Annotated in this window: 17 protein-coding genes and 1 tRNA gene; 16 read left to right on the top strand and 2 right to left on the bottom strand. The window is 68.2% G+C overall.

Annotated elements, in window-relative coordinates; translation table 11 throughout:
- The first annotated feature begins 48 nt into the window (after positions 1-48).
- Complete coding sequence (locus tag ACAZ03_RS01570; RefSeq protein WP_373355584.1) at positions 49-756, top strand: helix-turn-helix transcriptional regulator; 708 nt, start codon at positions 49-51, stop codon at positions 754-756.
- Between the two features lie 78 nt (positions 757-834).
- Here ACAZ03_RS01570 and ACAZ03_RS01565 read toward each other — a convergent pair whose 3' ends face one another.
- On the bottom strand, positions 835-1,737 hold the full coding sequence (locus tag ACAZ03_RS01565; RefSeq protein WP_373355583.1) for a LysR family transcriptional regulator: 903 nt from the start codon (positions 1,735-1,737) through the stop codon (positions 835-837).
- A 100-nt stretch (positions 1,738-1,837) separates the two neighbouring features.
- Between ACAZ03_RS01565 and ACAZ03_RS01560 the strand changes: the two genes are divergently transcribed.
- The 3 genes from ACAZ03_RS01560 (at position 1,838) to ACAZ03_RS01550 (ending at position 3,614) form a co-directional block, all read left to right on the top strand.
- A complete protein-coding gene (locus ACAZ03_RS01560; protein ID WP_373355582.1) occupies positions 1,838-2,488 on the top strand; it encodes a DsbA family protein in 651 nt (216 codons plus the stop codon).
- A gap of 23 nt (positions 2,489-2,511) precedes the next feature.
- A complete protein-coding gene (locus ACAZ03_RS01555; RefSeq protein ID WP_373355581.1) occupies positions 2,512-3,120 on the top strand; it encodes an NAD(P)-dependent oxidoreductase in 609 nt (202 codons plus the stop codon).
- Positions 3,121-3,215: 95 nt separating this feature from the next.
- Entirely contained in the window at positions 3,216-3,614 is a 399-nt protein-coding gene (locus tag ACAZ03_RS01550) for a DUF983 domain-containing protein (protein ID WP_373355580.1), read from the top strand.
- Between the two features lie 194 nt (positions 3,615-3,808).
- Here the strand turns inward: ACAZ03_RS01550 and ACAZ03_RS01545 are convergent.
- Positions 3,809-3,895: transfer RNA gene (locus tag ACAZ03_RS01545), tRNA-Leu, on the bottom strand.
- A gap of 136 nt (positions 3,896-4,031) precedes the next feature.
- On the opposite strand from ACAZ03_RS01545, the gene ACAZ03_RS01540 reads away from it, so the two are divergent.
- From ACAZ03_RS01540 to queG, 12 genes are all read left to right on the top strand, one after another.
- Complete coding sequence (locus ACAZ03_RS01540) at positions 4,032-5,015, top strand: complex I NDUFA9 subunit family protein (protein ID WP_373355579.1); 984 nt, start codon at positions 4,032-4,034, stop codon at positions 5,013-5,015.
- A 3-nt stretch (positions 5,016-5,018) separates the two neighbouring features.
- Entirely contained in the window at positions 5,019-5,831 is an 813-nt protein-coding gene (locus ACAZ03_RS01535; RefSeq protein ID WP_373355578.1) for an undecaprenyl-diphosphate phosphatase, read from the top strand.
- Positions 5,832-5,975: 144 nt separating this feature from the next.
- Complete coding sequence (locus ACAZ03_RS01530; protein ID WP_373355577.1) at positions 5,976-7,421, top strand: NAD(P)-dependent oxidoreductase; 1,446 nt, start codon at positions 5,976-5,978, stop codon at positions 7,419-7,421.
- Between the two features lie 2 nt (positions 7,422-7,423).
- Positions 7,424-8,110: a hypothetical protein gene (locus tag ACAZ03_RS01525; RefSeq protein ID WP_373355576.1), complete on the top strand. Its 687-nt coding sequence runs from the start codon at positions 7,424-7,426 to the stop codon at positions 8,108-8,110.
- A complete protein-coding gene (locus ACAZ03_RS01520) occupies positions 8,107-8,790 on the top strand; it encodes a hypothetical protein (protein ID WP_373355575.1) in 684 nt (227 codons plus the stop codon). Before ACAZ03_RS01525 ends, ACAZ03_RS01520 begins: the two co-directional genes overlap by 4 nt.
- Positions 8,787-9,218, top strand: coding sequence for a GFA family protein (locus ACAZ03_RS01515; RefSeq protein ID WP_373355574.1), 432 nt, complete (start codon positions 8,787-8,789; stop codon positions 9,216-9,218). The genes ACAZ03_RS01520 and ACAZ03_RS01515 overlap by 4 nt, the downstream gene beginning before the upstream one ends.
- On the top strand, positions 9,215-9,637 hold the full coding sequence (locus ACAZ03_RS01510; RefSeq protein WP_373355573.1) for a GFA family protein: 423 nt from the start codon (positions 9,215-9,217) through the stop codon (positions 9,635-9,637). The genes ACAZ03_RS01515 and ACAZ03_RS01510 overlap by 4 nt, the downstream gene beginning before the upstream one ends.
- Complete coding sequence (locus ACAZ03_RS01505) at positions 9,634-10,059, top strand: GFA family protein (RefSeq protein ID WP_373355572.1); 426 nt, start codon at positions 9,634-9,636, stop codon at positions 10,057-10,059. Before ACAZ03_RS01510 ends, ACAZ03_RS01505 begins: the two co-directional genes overlap by 4 nt.
- 3 nt (positions 10,060-10,062) lie before the next feature.
- Positions 10,063-14,601 (top strand): glutamate synthase large subunit, encoded by a 4,539-nt coding sequence (gene gltB / locus ACAZ03_RS01500; protein WP_373355571.1) that lies wholly within the window; start codon positions 10,063-10,065, stop codon positions 14,599-14,601.
- 89 nt (positions 14,602-14,690) lie between these two features.
- Entirely contained in the window at positions 14,691-15,458 is a 768-nt protein-coding gene (gene mtgA / locus ACAZ03_RS01495; RefSeq protein WP_373355570.1) for a monofunctional biosynthetic peptidoglycan transglycosylase, read from the top strand.
- Between the two features lie 75 nt (positions 15,459-15,533).
- Entirely contained in the window at positions 15,534-16,199 is a 666-nt protein-coding gene (locus ACAZ03_RS01490; RefSeq protein WP_373355568.1) for a glutathione S-transferase family protein, read from the top strand.
- 78 nt (positions 16,200-16,277) lie between these two features.
- Positions 16,278-17,318: a tRNA epoxyqueuosine(34) reductase QueG gene (gene queG, locus ACAZ03_RS01485; protein ID WP_373357021.1), complete on the top strand. Its 1,041-nt coding sequence runs from the start codon at positions 16,278-16,280 to the stop codon at positions 17,316-17,318.
- Positions 17,319-17,321: the final 3 nt, after the last annotated feature.

Here is a 17,321-nt window from a genome sequence, read left to right as displayed (position 1 = left end):
GATGTCTAGAGAGGCGCTGCTGCCACCATTCTGGCAACAGGAAACCGGATGCGCACAACCGACCGCCTTTTCCAGATCATACAGATCCTGCGCCGCACCACTCGGCCCGTGACGGCGGCGGCCATCGCGGAAGAGCTCGAAGTGTCGAGGCGGACGGTCTATCGCGACATTGCAGCGCTGATCGGCCGCCGGGTGCCGATCCAGGGCGAGGCCGGGCTGGGATACCTGATCGCGGATGACTACGAGATGCGCCCCCTGGCGCTGAGCCCGGCGGAGGCGGAGGCTCTGGAGCTTGGCGCCCGATGGGTGGCGCGGCATCCCGACACGGCGCTCTCCCGGCTGGCTCTCGATGGCCTGTCGAAGATCCGCCTGTCCCTGCCGGAGGCCAGCCGCATGGTGCTGGATCAACCCGCCCTCGGGGTCAAGGAGCCGGCGGCCGCCCCGGAATCCCTCCTCGATTCGACCGCCCTTCGGGAGGCGATCCATCGCTGGCGTGTGGTCGCGTTCCGCTACCGCGCGCGTGATGGCGCGATCACGGAGCGGCACGTCTGGCCGATCCTGCTGGGCTATGACGAGACCGCCTGCCTGCTGATCGCATGGTGCGAGGATCGGCAGGCGATCCGGCATTTTCGCGTCGAGCGCATGTGGGAGATCGAGGTTCTCGCGCGCCGGCCGCCTAGGCGCAGGCATGACCTCGTGCGCCAGTGGCGCGCGGCTCGGACCGCCGCGATGGAGAGCCTAGCGCCAGAGGGGTGAGGGTCGCGGTCAAGACCAACGCGCTCGATGCGTTGGTGACGGCACTCAGAGTGCTCCGCGCGGCGACGAGCACGCAGGTCAGCCAAGGCTGAAGGCAGGATCTCCATGGATCTTCTCGGCGGCAAAGTCGATGAAGGCGCGCGTCGCGGCGGGCAGGTTCCGGCGGGAGGAGTAAAGGGCATAGAGCGACAGGTGCGCCGGTGCCCAGTCGGGGAGCACCCGCACGAGTCGTCCCTTCGCGATATGCGGGGCAGCCGCAAAGGTCGGCAGCATGACGATGCCGATCCCCTCGAGCGCGGCGCGCAGAAGCAGGTAGGCTTCGTCCGTCTGCAGCTGTCCGGCGACCTCGACCTTCGCGGAGCGGTCCGGCCCGGTGAGCATCCAGGTCGCTCCGCCGAACCGCGCGTAGGTGACGCAGGGAAGGTGCGCCAGGGCTTCCGGGTCCGCCGGGGCGCCGGTCCTCGACAGAAGCTCGGGCGCGGCACAGAGCACCGAGCTCACGCTCCCCAGCTTCCGCGCGATCACGGCGCGGTCGAGCGCGCCCGTGATGCGGAAGGAGATGTCGATCCGGTCCTGCACGAGGTCGACCAGACGGTCGGTGATCCGCAGGTCGATCGAGACCTTGGGGGAACGCTCCGCGAAGTCCCGGATCAACGGCAGGAAGACGGTCTCCGCCAGCATGCCGGGCATCGCGACACGAATGGTCCCGGACGGCTCGGCGGCATCGGCACTCTGCCCGGCGATGCTGTCGGCGATCTCGATGAGCCTGCGACAGCGGGCGAGCGCGTGCTCTCCGGCCGAGGACAGCGACATGTGCCGGGTCGAGCGGTGCAGAAGCCGCGTGCCCGCCCAGTTCTCCATCGCCGTCAGGTAGCGTGACGCCATCGCCCGCGACATGCCGAGCGCCTCGGCCGCGGCTGTGGCGTTGCCACGCTCGACCGTTTCGACGAACACCCGCGCGGCGATGATCCGGTCCAGCATCTATTCGCTCCCGTCATGCAACACTGATGCCCGTGTTTTGCCGTATATCTTCGAACCAGGAAACACCAAGTGAGGGTGACACGACAAGGACACCCTGAACATGACCGAGCTCACCTACTTCTTCGACCCGCTCTGCGGCTGGTGCTACGCCGCGGCCCCCGCGCTGCAGCGGATCGCCGAGACCAGCGGCGACCGGCTCCGGCTGATGCCGACGGGCCTTTTCGTCGAGCCCCGCCCCGTCGCGGCAATCGCTGACCATGCCCAGAGGAACGACACCCATATCCAGAAGCTGACCGGCCAACCCTTCACGCAGGCCTACCACCAGGGCGTCATGCGTGCGGCCGGCGGCGTGTTCAGCTCCGGCGCATTGACCCGTGCCGTCGTGGCGCTCGGGCGGATCGACCCGAGGCTCGAGCCGCCATTCCTGCACGATGCGCAAACAGCGCGCTATGTGGGCGGGCAAGATACCTCCCGCGCCGATGTCGTGGCCGCCATCGCCGGCGAGGTTGCGCGGGCGGCGGGCTACGATCTCTCCGACGCGGCCCTCCGGGACCAGATCGAGGCGGACCCGACCATTGACGCCGAGACCGACCGCCGCATCACCGAGAGTCGCAAAGCGATGACCACGCTCGGCATTCAGGGCATCCCGCAGCTCGTCGTCACGAACGAAAGCGGGGCCCGCGTCATCGATAGCCAGATCCTCTACGCGGGGGGCGACGCCGTTCTGGCCGCCCTTGGCGAACCCGCCTGACCCATGACCCAAGGATATCCAGCATGAAAATCGCTCTCATCGGCGCCTCCGGCAACGCCGGCCAACGGCTCCACACCGAACTCGTATCGCGGGGCCACGACGTCACCGCCATCGCCCGCAACCCCGAGAAGATCCAACCGCTCGAGCGGACCGTCGCTCTGGCCGGCGACATCGCCGAGCCCCGGTCTCTCGCCACGACCCTGGCTGGCCACGACGCCGTCATCAGCTCGGTCATGTTCCGCGCCTTCGATCACGGCAAGATGCTGGATGCGGTCATCCGGTCCGAGGTGCCGCGCTACCTGGTCGTCGGCGGCGCCGGCGGCCTCGAGGTCGCGCCCGGTGTCCGGTTTCTGGACAGCGCCGACTTCCCGGAGGTCGCGCGGCCGGAATCCGAGGCCGGCATCGCCTATCTCGAGCGCCTGACGAAGACCGACGGCCTCGACTGGACGTTTCTCGCCCCCTCGGCCCTGTTCGGCCCCGGAGAACGCACGGGTGACTTCCGGCTTGGCAAAGACCAGCTGCTCGTCGGACCGGACGGCAGCCACATGTCCTACGAGGATCTCGCGGTCGCCATGGTCGATGAGCTTGAAAAGCCAAAGCACAGCCGCGCCCGGTTCACCGTGGGCTACTGACCCAACACAACAGGGCTGCCGCGGATGCGGCGGCCCCCCCCGTTCAAGATTGCGGCTCGGTGACGATCCAACGACCCAGCCGCGGAGTATCCACCATGACACCGACCACCCGCCAAGGCAGCTGCGACCGAGCCGTGAAACCCGCCATCTTGCGGGGCCTGAAAGAGCGATGCCCGAACTGCGGAGAGGGGAAGCTGTTCTACAAGTACCTCAAGGTGAATGACTCCTGCCCGCATTGCGGCGAAGAGCTTCATCACCACCGCGCGGATGACGGGCCGGCCTATCTGACGATCCTGATCGTCGCGCATGTGGTGGGCTTCCTCCTGCACGCCACGTTCGGCTACTTGAAGGATGACCCGCTGATCCTCGCGCTCCTGCTCAGCGCGGTCGCCGTGATCGCCTCCTTGGTGCTGCTGCCGCGCATGAAGGGGTTCATGATCGGCTACCAGTGGGCCAAGGAAATGCACGGCTTCGGCAGGCCGCAGGACCAGTGACGCCTCGCGCAACCGCCAGGACCCATGGCGCGAGTCATGCGGCCTCTTTCGGCAGTCGAGATCTGTCGCTCAAGCCGCGAGGCTCGGTGGTGTGCCGATGTCGGACGCGGGGAGCCGTCTGGGGGGCAATTTCCGGAGGAAACACACCTCCCACCTCGGAAAACCAAGCATGCTCGCATTTTCGGGGGTGCAGATGGTGCCCAGGAGAGGACTCGAACCTCCACGGCCTTGCGGCCACTGGCACCTGAAGCCAGCGCGTCTACCAATTCCGCCACCTGGGCAGGTGTGCCGCGTGGCTTTACGGCCCGCGCCTGAGGGTGTCAACGGGGTTTCACCGGGTGCGCCCTTTCGCCTTGTCTGCCTCCCCTCGCGGGACTAAACCGCGAGGCGGACAGCAAGAGAGACCGGGAGCGATCCATGGCAGGCCTCGTCACCATCTTCGGCGGATCGGGATTTCTCGGCCGGCACATCGCCCGGCGCCTCGCGAAAGAAGGCTGGCGCGTGCGCGTCGCCGTCCGCGAGCCGGAAGAGGCGGGCTTCGTCCGCCAGTACGGCGTCGTCGGCCAGGTCGTGCCCGTCCTGTGCAACATCCGTGACGAAGGCTCCGTCGCCGCCGCGCTGAGGGGCGCCGATGCGGCCGTCTATTCCGTCGGCGTTCTCGGCGATCAGGGCCGCAACACGCTGGATGCGGTCAACCGCGACGGCGCCGCCCGCGTCGCCCGGATGGCGGCCGAGATGGGGATCGCCCGGCTCGTCCATGTCTCCGGCCTCGGCGCCAGCACGGAGGCGGAGGCCGCCTATCTGCGCTCCAAGGCCGAGGGCGAGGAGGCCGTGCGCGCCGCCTTCCCCGGCGCCATGATCCTGAAGCCCGCGCCGATGTTCGGCGTGGATGACACGTTCTTCAACCGTCTCGCCCAGCTCGCGCGGCTCTTCCCGCTCCTGCCCGTGCCCCGCCCCGAGACGCGGCTGCAGCCCGTCTATGTCGACGATGTCGCCGCCGCCGCCGTGCTCGGCGTGACCGGCGCCGCCGCGCCCGGCACCTATTGCCTCGGCGGGCCGGAGGTCATGACCCAGCGCGAGGTGATGGAAGAGGTGGTCGCCACCATTCGCCGCAAGCGGGTGATCGTCGGCATGCCGCTCTTCCTGGCCCGGCTCATGGCCTGGCTCGGCGATATCGGATCCTACGTGACGCTCGGCATCGTCAAGGCGCCGATCTCGAAGGACGAGCTGAGGGCGCTCGCGAGCGACAGCGTCGTGCCCGAGGGGGCCGACGGCTTCGCCGAGCTCGGTATCGCGCCAACGGCGATGGAGATCGTCCTGCCGGGCTATCTCTGGCGGTTCCGCCCCTCGGGGCAGTATCTGGCCATCAAGGATTCCGCCAAGGGCCTCAGGAAATCCTGACCCATGGCTGACACCGCGCTTATCGCGCTGCTCCTCGGCGTGCTCGAGGGGCTGACGGAGTTCATCCCCGTCTCCTCCACCGGGCACCTGCTGCTGGCCGGGCATTTCCTCGGCTTCGATGCGGCGGGCAAGACCTTCGAGGTCGTGATCCAGCTCGGCGCCATTCTGGCGCTGCTGGTGGTCTATGCGCAGAGGCTCTGGGCGGTCTTCACCGCGGCGCCGCATGACCCGGCGGCGCGGCGGTTCATCGCCTCGGTGATCGTCGCCTTCCTGCCGGCCGCGGTGTTGGGGGTGCTGCTGCACGACATCATCAAGACGGTGTTCTTCGAGACCCCGCTTCTCATCGCCTCGATGCTGGTCATCGGCGGGGTGATCCTGATCTTCTTCGAGCGGCTCGCGCCGGAACCGACGGTGGATTCCGCCGAGGCGCTGCCGATCCGAAAGGCGCTGGCCGTCGGGCTCTGCCAGTGCCTCGCCATGGTGCCGGGCGTCTCGCGCTCGGGGGCCACGATCGTCGGCGCGCTGATGCTCGGCGTCTCGAAGCGGGCGGCGGCGGAATTCTCGTTCTTCCTGTCGATGCCGACCATGGCCGGCGCCGTCGCCTACGACATCTACGCCACGCGCCACGAGCTCGACCTCTCCGCCTGGGGCGAGATCGCCATCGGCTTCGCGGCGGCCTTCGTCACGGCGCTTCTCGTGGTGCGCTGGCTGCTCGGCTTCGTCTCTCGCCACGGCTACGCGCTCTTCGGCTGGTGGCGAATCGCGGTGGGCGGCCTCGCGTTGATCCTTCTTCTCATGGGGCCGACCACTGTTTAGTCAGCCATGCTGACCCAATAATCTGGCGAACGACCCCGGTGCGGCCCCTCCCCAGGCAAACTTTCGCTATTTAGGTCAGCATTGCTGACTTTCATTCTGCGCGGAGACGCTGTAGTCCACTCTGGACCACCAGAGAGGCACCCCATGGCCACGCAGCGCATGCTCAAATTCGTCACCACCCCACGCGACATGCCCGCGAAGCGGGAGGCCGCCGACCGGCGCGACGATTTCCACGAGATCTACGCCGAGTTCGCCGATGCCAAGGCGCAGGAGCAATCGGGCCGCTGCAGCCAGTGCGGGGTGCCCTATTGCCAGTCGCATTGCCCCTTGCACAACAACATCCCCGACTGGCTGCGGATGACGGCCGAGGGCCGGCTCGAAGAGGCCTATGCCCTCTCGCAATCCACCAATACCTTCCCCGAGATCTGCGGCCGCATCTGCCCGCAGGATCGCCTCTGCGAAGGCAATTGCGTGATCGAGCAGTCGGGCCACGGCACCGTGACCATCGGCTCGGTGGAAAAGTACATCACCGACACCGCCTTCGACATGGGCTGGGTGAAGCCGAGCCTGCCCGCCCGCGAGCGGGACGAGAGCGTCGGCATCATCGGCGCCGGCCCTGCCGGGCTCGCGGCGGCCGAGATGCTGCGCCGCGCCGGGGTGCAGGTCACCGTCTATGACCGGCACGACCGGGCCGGCGGGCTCCTGACCTACGGCATCCCAGGCTTCAAGCTCGAGAAAGAGATCGTGATGCGCCGCATCCGGCTTCTCGAGGAATCCGGCGTCGAGTTCGTCACGAGCTGCAATGTCGGCGAAGACCTGTCCTTCGACGCCATCCGCGGCAAGCACGACGCGGTGCTGATCGCCACGGGCGTCTACAAGTCGCGCGACCTCGATGCGCCGGGCGCCGGCGCCTCCGGCATCGTCCGCGCGCTCGATTACCTCACCTGCTCCAACCGCAAGAGCTTCGGCGACGAGGTGGAGGAGTTCGAGTCGGGCGAACTGAACGCCGCCGGCAAGAAGGTCGTCGTCATCGGCGGCGGCGACACGGCGATGGATTGCGTGCGCACGGCGATCCGCCAGGGCGCGACCTCCGTCAAATGCCTCTATCGCCGCGACCGGGCGAACATGCCAGGGAGCCAGCGCGAGGTGCAGAATGCCGAGGAGGAGGGCGTGGAGTTCGTCTGGCTCTCCGCCCCCGCCGGGTTCGAGGCGGGCGAGGGCGAGGCCGTCTCCGGTGTCACCATCTCGAAGATGCGGCTCGGCGCGCCCGATGCCACGGGCCGGCGCTTCCCCGAGGTGATCGAGGGCGCCGACTATCTGGAAGAGGCCGATCTCGTCATCAAGGCGCTCGGCTTCGAGCCGGAGGAGCTGCCGAAACTCTGGGGCGTCACCGGGCTCGACGTGACCCGCTGGGGCACGATCCGCGCCGATTTCAGTACCGGCCGCACCTCTCTGGACGGCGTCTTCGCCGCCGGAGACATCGTGCGGGGCGCCTCGCTGGTCGTCTGGGCGATCAAGGACGGACGCGACTGCGCCGAGGCGATCCTCGCCCATCTCGCGCAGGCGGTGAACGTGGTGGCGGCGGAATGAGGGTGCGCAGGCTTCTCCTCGCGCTGGGGCCGCTGGCGGCTCTCGCCGGGCCTGCCGCCGCGCAGGATTTCACGCCGCCCGAGGGCTGCGCCGGCGTCGTCACCGTGCAGCAGCGCGCCTGCATCGTCGTCAATGTCTGGCAATGCCAGGACGATGCGCCGGGCGAGCAGTGGATCGCCATGTTCGGCGCCGCCGGCCCCTTCCAGTTCAAGAAGGTCGACGAGGACTTCCAGTGGCTGGAGACCTACTTCCCCGACCGGACGGAGACGATGGTCACCCCCGCGCCTGACCCCGAGAGCCTCACCGAGCTCTTCGAGACGGGCCGCGACACTTATGACTTCACCACCACCTCCGACAACGGCGCCCCTGCGGAGCGCGTCGTCGGCTTCGACCGGCTGACGGGCGAGGAGGTGACGATCGACGGCGAGCCGCTGCTCGCCACGCGTTACGGCTATGACGTCGTGACGCCCGACGGCGAGATCACCTATTCCGGCGAGGGCGAGCAATATGTCTCCGAGCGCCACCGGATCTTCCTGCTCGGCCGCTCCTGGCCGCGGGACGAGCCCGGCGAGGTGCTGGAGGCGAGCCCCGTCGAATTCATCTACCCCGGCGAGCCCGGGTTCTTCTCGACCGAACCGAAGTTCGACTGCGGCGTCGTGGAATCGGCGCTGCGCGGAGCAAGCCAATGAAATACCTCGTCTCTCTTTTGATCCTCGCCGCCAGCCCGGCCGCCGCGCAGGCGACCTTCTCGCTGCCCGCCGATTGCACCGGCTACATGACCGTGCAGACGAAGAGCTGCTCGATCTCGCATCACTTCACCTGCTCGAACGATCCCGAGGGCTGGCAGCGCCGCGTGGATCTCGATGCCGAGGGCATCACCTATGCCGGCGCCATCGACGCCGAAACGCAATGGGTGGAGAGCTTCCATGTGCTCTCGGGCCATTCCGAGGCCCTCGCCCCCGGCGCCAACGACCCGGCGAGCTTCTCCGAGCTGATCTCCACCGGCCGCGACAGCTACGATTTCGAGACGACCTCGCCCGAGGTCGGCACCACCCGCTTCGTCGGGCAGGATTCGCTGACGGGCAATGCGATCACCGTGGACGGGCTCGCGCTCGAGGAGACGGAATACCACATCCAGGCGATCAGCCCGGAGGGCGATATCCTGTGGGAATCCGAGGGCAACGAATACATCAACCGCGAGCATCGGCTGTTCCTCTCGGGCCCCGGCACGACGACGGTCGAGGGCGAGAGCTATCCGACCGATGACAGCCCGATGCAGATCTCCTTCCCCGGCGATCCGGGCTTCCTGTCCACCGAACCGAAGTTCGGCTGCAATGTCGTCAGCTCGTCCTGGAGTCCGCTGGAATGAGCGTCACCGGCCGCTGCCTTTGCGGCGCCGTGACCGTCACCGTCGGCGAGCTCCCGAAGGAGCTGTCGGCCTGCCATTGCGAGATGTGCCGCAAGTGGAGCGGCACGATGGGCATGGGCATCGCGACGCCGGAGGCGGAGATCACCGTCACCGGCGAGGTCGCGACCTATGCCTCCTCGCCCTTCGCCGAGCGGGCCTGGTGCCCGACCTGCGGCTCGTCCCTGTGGGTCCGCGACACCGAGGGCGAGAATGTCGGCATCATCGAGCTCTGCCCCGGCCTTTTCGAGAATGCCGGCGGCGCGGTCATGGTGCGCGAGGTCTATGCCGACCGCTGCCCGGAGGGCTATCGCTTCGCCGGCGATCACGAGCGGATCAGCCGCGCCAATTACGAGGCGCGCTGGCAGTTCGTGCCGGGGGACGCGCCATGAGCACCGCGCTGGAGGGGCGCTGCCTTTGCGGCGCCGTGCGGATGAGCGCCGTGCCGGAGGCCGAACGGCTCTTCGCCTGCCATTGCAGCATCTGCCGGCTCTGGACGGGCGGCGTGTTCCTCGGCTTTTCCGCCGAGGCGGCCGATGTGACCATCACCGGCCCGGTGCGGCATTACCGCTCCTCCCCCTTCGGCGAGCGCACTTCGTGCGAGAGCTGCGGCTCGCCGCTGTGGTTCCGCGAGGACGGCAAGGCCTACGAATTCACCGCCGGCCTCTTCCCCGCCACGCGGGACTGGCCGCTTCACAACGAGAACTACACCGATCGCGCGCATCGGGCGCTGCTTCTGGCCGGCGATCACAAGCGGGTCACCTCGGCCGATTACGAGGCCCGGGCCCCTCATGTGGAGGCGCTTTCATGACCAGGACCGGATCCTGCTTCTGCGGCGCCGTGCAATTCGTCGCCTCCGAGATCGGCAAGCTCGGCGCCTGCCATTGCACCTCGTGCCAGCGCTGGACGGGCGGGCCGCTCCTTGGCGTGTCCGTGCCCGAGGGGGCGCTGGTCGTCACCGGCTCGGAGCATGTCGTCACCAGGCGGACCTCCGGCTGGGCCACGCGCTCGAACTGCGGCACCTGCGGCTCGCCGCTTTGGTATCGCTATGACAAGGGCGTCGACGGCACCGGCAGCTACGAGGTGCCCCTCGGGCTCTTCGACGAGAAAGACGACATCCCGCTCACCAGCGAGATCTTCATCGACTTCAAGCCGGCGGGCTTCGCCTTCGCCGGCAACCACCCCCGCCGCACAAGGGCAGAGATCATGCCCGCCTCACCGGAAGGAGCCTGAGCCATGACCACCTATGACGAAAGCTGGGCCGCGACCGAAGAGGCCAAGCGCCAGTGGATGGCCGAGAACTCGCTCTTCCGCGAGGAGGACGAGCACGCCTCCTGCGGCGTCGGGCTGGTCGTGTCCATCGACGGGCGGGCGAGCCGCACCGTGGTGGAGAAGGGCATCTCCGCGCTCAAGGCCATCTGGCACCGCGGCGCCGTCGATGCCGACGGCAAGACCGGCGACGGCGCCGGCATCCATGTGCAGATCCCCGCGCCCTTCTTCTACGAGCAGATCCGCCGCTGCGGCCACGAGCCGCGCCCCGACCGGCTGATCGCCATCGGCCAGGTCTTCCTGCCCCGCACCGATTTCGGCGCGCAGGAGAAGTGCCGGACCATCGTGGAATCCGAGGTCCTGCGCATGGGCCACTACATCTACGGCTGGCGACATGTGCCGGTGGACATCTCCGTCCTCGGCGAGAAGGCCAACGCGACGCGGCCCGAGATCGAGCAGATCCTCATCCGCTGCGAGAAGGACACCGACAAGGAGACCTTCGAGCGCGAGCTCTACATCATCCGCCGGCGGATCGAGAAGGCCGCCGCCGCGGCCGGCGTGGGCGGGCTCTACCTCGCCTCGCTCTCCTGCCGCTCGATCATCTACAAGGGGATGATGCTGGCCGAGCAGGTGGCCGAGTTCTATCCCGACCTGAAGGACCCGCGCTTCGAGAGCGCCTTCGCGCTCTATCACCAGCGCTATTCGACCAACACCTTCCCGCAATGGTGGCTGGCCCAGCCCTTCCGCATGCTCGCCCATAACGGCGAGATCAACACGCTGAAGGGCAACCTCAACTGGATGAAGAGCCACGAGATCCGCATGGCCTCGTCGACGTTCGGCGAGATGGCGGAGGACATCAAGCCGATCGTCCCGCCGGGCTCGTCGGATTCCGCGGCGCTCGATGCCGTCTTCGAGGTGCTGGTGCGCAACGGCCGCTCGGCGCCGATGGCCAAGACCATGCTGGTGCCGGAGGCCTGGAGCAAGTCGGCCACCGAGCTGCCGCAGGCCTGGTCGGACATGTATGCCTATTGCAACGCCGTGATGGAGCCCTGGGACGGGCCGGCGGCGCTGGCGATGACCGACGGCCGCTGGGTCTGCGGCGGGCTCGACCGCAACGGCCTTCGGCCCATGCGCTACGTCGTCACCGGCGACGGCCTGCTCATCGCGGGGTCGGAGGCGGGGATGGTCCCCGTCGACGAGACCCGCGTGAAGGAAAAGGGCGCGCTCGGCCCGGGCCAGATGATCGCCGTCGATATGGAAGAGGGCAAGCTCTACCACGACACCGAGATCAAGGACCGGCTCGCCGCCGCCCTGCCCTATCAGGACTGGATCGAGAAGGTCGTCGACCTCAACGCCCTTTTGAAGGACGTGCCGGAGGCCCCGATGTTCGAGGGCGAAGAGCTCCGCCGGCGCCAGATCGCCGCCGGCTTCACGCTCGAGGAGCTGGAGCAGGTGCTGGCGCCGATGGCGGAGGACGGCAAGGAGATGATCGCCTCGATGGGCGACGACACGCCCGCCGCGGTGCTGTCGTCCCAATACCGGCCGCTCAGCCATTTCTTCCGGCAGAACTTCAGCCAGGTCACCAACCCGCCGATCGACTCGCTTCGCGAGGCGCGGGTCATGTCGCTGAAGACGCGCTTCGGCAACCTCAAGAACGTGCTCGACGAGAATTCCTCGCAGACCGAGATTCTCGTCCTTGAATCGCCCTTCGTGGCGAATGCCGAGTTCGACGCGATGGTGGGGCAGTTCGGCGATCAGGTCGCCGTCATCGACTGCACCTTCCCGACCGGCGGCAAGCCGGACGCGCTGAAGGACGGGCTGACCCGCATTCGCGAGGCGGCGGAGGATGCCGTGCGCTCCGGCGCCGGGCATATCGTGCTGACCGACCAGCATCAGGGCCCCGAGGCCGTCGCCATGCCGATGATCCTCGCCACCTCGGCCGTGCATTCCTGGCTGACCAAGCAGGGCCTGCGCACCTTCTGCTCGCTCAACGTCCGCTCGGCGGAATGCATCGACCCGCATTACTTCGCCGTGCTCATCTCCTCGGGCGCCACGACCGTGAACGCCTATCTCGCCGAGGATTCGGTCGCCGACCGCATTCGCCGCGGCTTGATCGAGGGCAGCCTCGAGGATGCCATGCGCCGCTACCGCGACGCGGTGGACGCCGGCCTTCTCAAGATCATGTCGAAGATGGGGATCTCGATCATCTCGTCCTACCGGGGCGGGCTGAACTTCGAGGCCGTGGGCCTCAGCCGCGCCATGTGCGCGGAGTATTTCCCCGGGATGCACTCCCGCATCTCCGGCATCGGCACGGCGGGCATCCAGAAGAAGCTGGAGGAGGTCCATGCCAGGGGCTTCCTCACCGGGCAGGACGTCCTGCCCATCGGCGGCTTCTACAAGGCGCGCCGCTCGGGCGAGACCCATGCCTGGGGCGCCACCACGATGCACCTGCTGCAGAGCGCCTGCGAGCGGGCGAGCTACGAGATGTGGCAGCAGTATTCCAAGGCGATCCAGTCGAACCCGCCCATTCACCTGCGCGACCTTCTGGCCATCAAGCCGATGGGCGAGCCGGTGCCGCTGGAGGAGGTGGAAAGCATCACCTCGATCCGCAAGCGCTTCGTGACGCCGGGCATGTCGCTCGGGGCGCTCAGCCCCGAGGCGCACAAGACGCTCAACGTCGCCATGAACCGGATCGGCGCGAAATCCGACTCGGGCGAGGGCGGCGAGGATCCGGCGCATTTCGTGCCCGAATCCAACGGCGACAACCCGTCGGCGAAGATCAAGCAGGTCGCCTCCGGCCGCTTCGGCGTGACGGCGGAATACCTCAACCAGTGCGAAGAGCTCGAGATCAAGGTCGCGCAGGGCGCCAAGCCCGGCGAGGGCGGCCAGCTTCCGGGCATGAAGGTCACCGGCCTCATCGCCCGCCTGCGGCACTCCACCCCCGGCGTTACGCTGATCTCGCCGCCGCCGCACCACGACATCTACTCGATCGAGGATCTCGCCCAGCTCATCTATGACCTGAAGCAGATCAACCCGCGCGCCAAGGTGACGGTGAAGCTCGTGGCCTCCTCCGGTGTCGGAACCATCGCCGCCGGGGTGGCGAAGGCGAAGGCGGACGTGATCCTCATCTCCGGCCACAACGGCGGCACGGGGGCCTCTCCGGGCACCTCGATCAAATACGCAGGCCTGCCGTGGGAGATGGGCCTGACCGAGGCGCATCAGGTGCTCGCCATGAACCACCTGCGCGAGCGGGTGACGCTGCGCACCGACGGCGGGCTGCGGACGGGGCGCGACATCGTCATGGCGGCGATGCTGGGGGCCGAGGAATACGGCATCGGCACCGCCGCGCTCATCGCCATGGGCTGCATCATGGTCCGCCAGTGCCAGTCGAACACCTGCCCGGTGGGCGTCTGCACGCAGGACGAGAGCCTCCGCGCCAAGTTCACCGGCAATGCCGACAAGGTGGTGAACCTCATCACCTTCTACGCGACCGAGGTGCGCGAGATCCTCGCCTCCATCGGCGCGCGGAGCCTCGATGACGTCATCGGCCGGGCCGACCTGCTCACCCAGGTCTCCCGCGGGGCGGCGCATCTCGACGACCTCGACCTCAACCCGCTGCTCATCACCGTCGATGGCGCGCACCAGATCCGCTACGACCGGCTGAAGCCGCGCAACGCGGTGCTCGACACGCTCGACGCCGAGATCGTCAAGGACGCCGCGCGCTTCCTCGAGGATGGCGAGAAGATGCAGCTCGAATATGCGGTGCAGAACACGCACCGCACCATCGGCACGCGGACCTCGAGCCATATCGTCAAGCGTTTCGGGATGCGCAACGACCTGCAGCCCGGCCACCTGACGGTGAAGCTCAAGGGCTCCGCCGGCCAGTCCTTAGGCGCCTTCGCGGCGCCGGGGCTGAAGCTCGAGGTCTCGGGCGATGCCAACGACTATGTGGGCAAGGGGCTTTCCGGCGGCACCATCGTCGTGCGGCCGCCCATGGCCTCGCCGCTGGTGCCGGAGGAGAACACGATCATCGGCAACACCGTCCTTTACGGGGCGACCGACGGCTGGCTCTTCGCGGCCGGCCGGGCCGGCGAGCGCTTCGCCGTGCGGAACTCGGGCGCCAAGGTGGTGATCGAGGGCTGCGGCTCGAACGGCTGCGAATACATGACCGGCGGGACGGCGGTGATCCTCGGCGACATCGGCGCCAACTTCGGCGCCGGCATGACCGGGGGCATGGCCTATCTCTACGATCCCGAGGGCAAGGCCGGGCCGCTGATCAACATGGACACGCTCGTCACCTCGCCCGTGGGCGTCGCCCATTGGCAGGAGGAGCTGCGCGGCCTCATCGAGCGCCACGCCGCCGAGACCGGCTCGCGCCGGGCGGCGGAGATCCTCGCCCATTGGGAGGCCGAGCTGCCGAACTTCCTGCAGGTCTGCCCGAAGGAGATGCTCGGCAAGCTCGCCCATCCGCTGGTGGAAGAGCAGGCCGCCATGCCGGCGGAGTAACGCGCGCCTGAAAGCGCCAGGACGGGGCGGAAGCCATGTGGTTTCCGCCCCTTCTGCACGCCGAGCCTGTTGACCGGAGGGGCCCCCGCATGGCCAATGACGCCATGGTGCGGGCGACAAGGGACGGGAAACGGGCCGGTGGAAGCCGGCGGCGCAAGGGGACGGGCGCCGCCACGCCTCGCCGGTTCCGGCCGATCCGATGGTTGACCCGCTGGGTCTTCAGGATCGTATTCATGGCTCTTGGTCTGACACTCGCCGCCCTCACAACCTTCGCCCTCATCAACCCGCCGACGACACCCTACATGATCTCCGAACGCGCGCGCCTCGGCAGCGTCGCGCACGACTGGGTCCCCCTGGAGGAGATCGCCCCCGTCATGGCCCGCTCGGTCGTCGCGGCGGAGGATGCCAATTTCTGCCTGCACTGGGGGCTCGACATCGAGGCGATCCGCGCCGCCTTGGGCGAGGGCGCCAGCCGCGGCGGCTCGACGATCTCGCAGCAGACGGTCAAGAACGTCTTCCTCTGGCAGGGGCGCTCGTGGCTGCGCAAGAGCATCGAGGCGGTGGTGACGCCCCTGATGGAGCTCGTCTGGTCCAAGGAGCGGATCATCGAGGTCTATCTCAACGTCATCGAATTCGGCCCCGGCATTTTCGGGGTGGAGGCGGCGGCCCAGCAGTTCTTCGGAAAGCCCGCCTCGGCGCTCAGCTCCGCCGAGGCGGCGCGGCTCGCCACCGTCCTGCCCTCGCCCCAAACCCGCAACGCCGCCAACCTGACGACGATGATGCTCCGCCGCGCCGCCGCCATCGAGGACGGCGCCGCCACCATCGCGCGGGACGGGCGGGCGGATTGCTTCGAGTGAGCGGGACCCCTGATTGCAACCTTGCGGCTGAACAGGCATTGAGGGAGACACCCCGCAACAGACCCGGCCCCGCCCATGAATCGCCTCTATCACTACCCGCTCTCCCCCTTCAGCCGGAAGGTGCGCCTCGTGCTCGCCGAGAAGCGCATCGAGGTCGAGCTGGTGGAGGAGAAATACTGGGAGAAGGACAGCGACTTCCTGCGCCGCAACCCGGCCGGCAAGGTCCCCGTCCTGCGCATGGGCGGGCGGATGATGTCGGAAAGCGCGGCCATCTGCGAATATCTCGAAGAGGCCCACCCCGAGCCGCCCCTCATGCCGAAGGGCGCCGAGGCGCGCTACGAGGTGCGCCGGCTGGTCGGCTGGTTCGACGACAAGTTCAACCGCGAGGTCACCGAGAAGCTGATGGGCGAGCGGGTCTTCCGCCGCGTGATGGGCACCGGCTATCCCGACAGCGCCAACGTGAAATCCGGCTCCAAGGCAATCAAGTGGCACCTGCGCTACATGGAGCACCTCCTGGAGCAGCGCCGCTGGCTGGCGGGGCCCGAGATGACATTGGCCGACTTTGCCGCGGCGGCCCACATCTCCTGCCTCGACTACATCTCGGATGTAGACTGGCACCTCTCGGAGACGGTCAAGGACTGGTACGCCAAGATCAAGTCGCGCCCGGCCTTCCGCGGGGTGCTGGCCGACAACGTGCCTGGCTTCCAGCCGGCGCCGCATTATGCCGACCTCGATTTCTGAGACGAGAGCCGGGGGGGCTGTCTGCCCCCCCGGACCCCCCCGAGGATTTTTTGGGAGCAAAGACTGGGGGACGTGGTGCTGAAGGCGGCACTGCGGGACTTTGCATTCGAGGCCGGGTTTTCGGGGATGGGTGTGTGCCGACCTGATGCCATTCCAGCCGCGAAGGACCGGCTCGGGGCCTTTCTCGGTGAGGGCCGGCAGGGGCAGATGTCCTGGCTCGAGGAGCGGGCGGCCTGGAGGGGCGACCCGGGGGCGCTCTGGCCGGAGGCGAAGAGCGTCATCATGCTCGCCGAGGTCTATGAGCCGGAGGATTCGCTGGCGCTGCTCAGCGAGCGCGAACGGGGGATCGTCGCGGGCTATGCGCGGGGCAAGGATTACCACGACATCGTCAAGAAGCGGCTGAAGCGGGTCGGGCGCTGGCTTCTGGAGCAGGCGGCGGGCGAGGAGATCAAGGTCTTCGTCGACACCGCCCCGGTGATGGAGAAGCCGCTGGCCGAGGCCGCCGGGCTCGGCTGGCAGGGCAAGCACACGAACCTCCTCTCGAGGGACCTTGGCAACTGGTTCTTCCTCGGCGCGATCTTTACCACGCTGGAGCTGGAGCCGGATGCGCCCGAAGGCGAGCATTGCGGCTCCTGCACCGCCTGCCTCGACATCTGCCCGACGAACGCCTTCCCCGCCCCCTTCCAGCTCGATGCGCGGCGCTGCATCTCCTACCTCACCATCGAGCACCACGGGCCGGTGCCGGAGGAGTTCCGCCCCGCACTCGGCAACCGCATCTTCGGCTGCGACGATTGCCTCGCCATCTGCCCCTGGAACAAGTTCGCTGCCCGGGCCCGCGAGGCGCGCTATGCCGGCGAGGCGGCGCCTGAGCTGGGCGCGCTCGCCGCGCTCGACGAGGCGGGCTTTCGCGAGCGGTTCAAGGGCACCCCGATCCGCCGGCTCGGCCATGCCCGGCTGATGCGCAACGTGCTCTATGCCATCGGCAATTCCGGCGCGCCGCATCTGGCTGCGGCGGCCCGGCCGCATCTGGAGAGCGCCGACCCGGCGGTGCGCGACGCGGCCGCCTGGGCGCTCTCACGGCTTGGTGACATGGGCGAGAGCGCAGATCGGGTTACCTAGGGG

The sequence above is a fragment of the Pseudoroseicyclus sp. CXY001 genome (assembly GCF_041714655.1).
Classification (GTDB): domain Bacteria; phylum Pseudomonadota; class Alphaproteobacteria; order Rhodobacterales; family Rhodobacteraceae; genus Pseudoroseicyclus_A.
The sequence above is the reverse complement of the archived record's forward strand: the minus strand, read 5'-3'. Positions and strand labels throughout refer to the sequence as shown.

What these genes read in the sequence shown, in the direction of transcription:
- ACAZ03_RS01570 (WP_373355584.1), top strand. Translation starts at nt 49, where the DNA reads ATGCGCACAACCGACCGCCTTTTCCAGATCATACAGATCCTGCGCCGC.
- ACAZ03_RS01565 (WP_373355583.1), bottom strand. Translation starts at nt 1,737, where the DNA reads ATGCTGGACCGGATCATCGCCGCGCGGGTGTTCGTCGAAACGGTCGAG.
- ACAZ03_RS01560 (WP_373355582.1), top strand. Translation starts at nt 1,838, where the DNA reads ATGACCGAGCTCACCTACTTCTTCGACCCGCTCTGCGGCTGGTGCTAC.
- ACAZ03_RS01555 (WP_373355581.1), top strand. Translation starts at nt 2,512, where the DNA reads ATGAAAATCGCTCTCATCGGCGCCTCCGGCAACGCCGGCCAACGGCTC.
- ACAZ03_RS01550 (WP_373355580.1), top strand. Translation starts at nt 3,216, where the DNA reads ATGACACCGACCACCCGCCAAGGCAGCTGCGACCGAGCCGTGAAACCC.
- ACAZ03_RS01540 (WP_373355579.1), top strand. Translation starts at nt 4,032, where the DNA reads ATGGCAGGCCTCGTCACCATCTTCGGCGGATCGGGATTTCTCGGCCGG.
- ACAZ03_RS01535 (WP_373355578.1), top strand. Translation starts at nt 5,019, where the DNA reads ATGGCTGACACCGCGCTTATCGCGCTGCTCCTCGGCGTGCTCGAGGGG.
- ACAZ03_RS01530 (WP_373355577.1), top strand. Translation starts at nt 5,976, where the DNA reads ATGGCCACGCAGCGCATGCTCAAATTCGTCACCACCCCACGCGACATG.
- ACAZ03_RS01520 (WP_373355575.1), top strand. Translation starts at nt 8,107, where the DNA reads ATGAAATACCTCGTCTCTCTTTTGATCCTCGCCGCCAGCCCGGCCGCC.
- ACAZ03_RS01515 (WP_373355574.1), top strand. Translation starts at nt 8,787, where the DNA reads ATGAGCGTCACCGGCCGCTGCCTTTGCGGCGCCGTGACCGTCACCGTC.
- ACAZ03_RS01510 (WP_373355573.1), top strand. Translation starts at nt 9,215, where the DNA reads ATGAGCACCGCGCTGGAGGGGCGCTGCCTTTGCGGCGCCGTGCGGATG.
- ACAZ03_RS01505 (WP_373355572.1), top strand. Translation starts at nt 9,634, where the DNA reads ATGACCAGGACCGGATCCTGCTTCTGCGGCGCCGTGCAATTCGTCGCC.
- gltB (WP_373355571.1), top strand. Translation starts at nt 10,063, where the DNA reads ATGACCACCTATGACGAAAGCTGGGCCGCGACCGAAGAGGCCAAGCGC.
- mtgA (WP_373355570.1), top strand. Translation starts at nt 14,691, where the DNA reads ATGGCCAATGACGCCATGGTGCGGGCGACAAGGGACGGGAAACGGGCC.
- ACAZ03_RS01490 (WP_373355568.1), top strand. Translation starts at nt 15,534, where the DNA reads ATGAATCGCCTCTATCACTACCCGCTCTCCCCCTTCAGCCGGAAGGTG.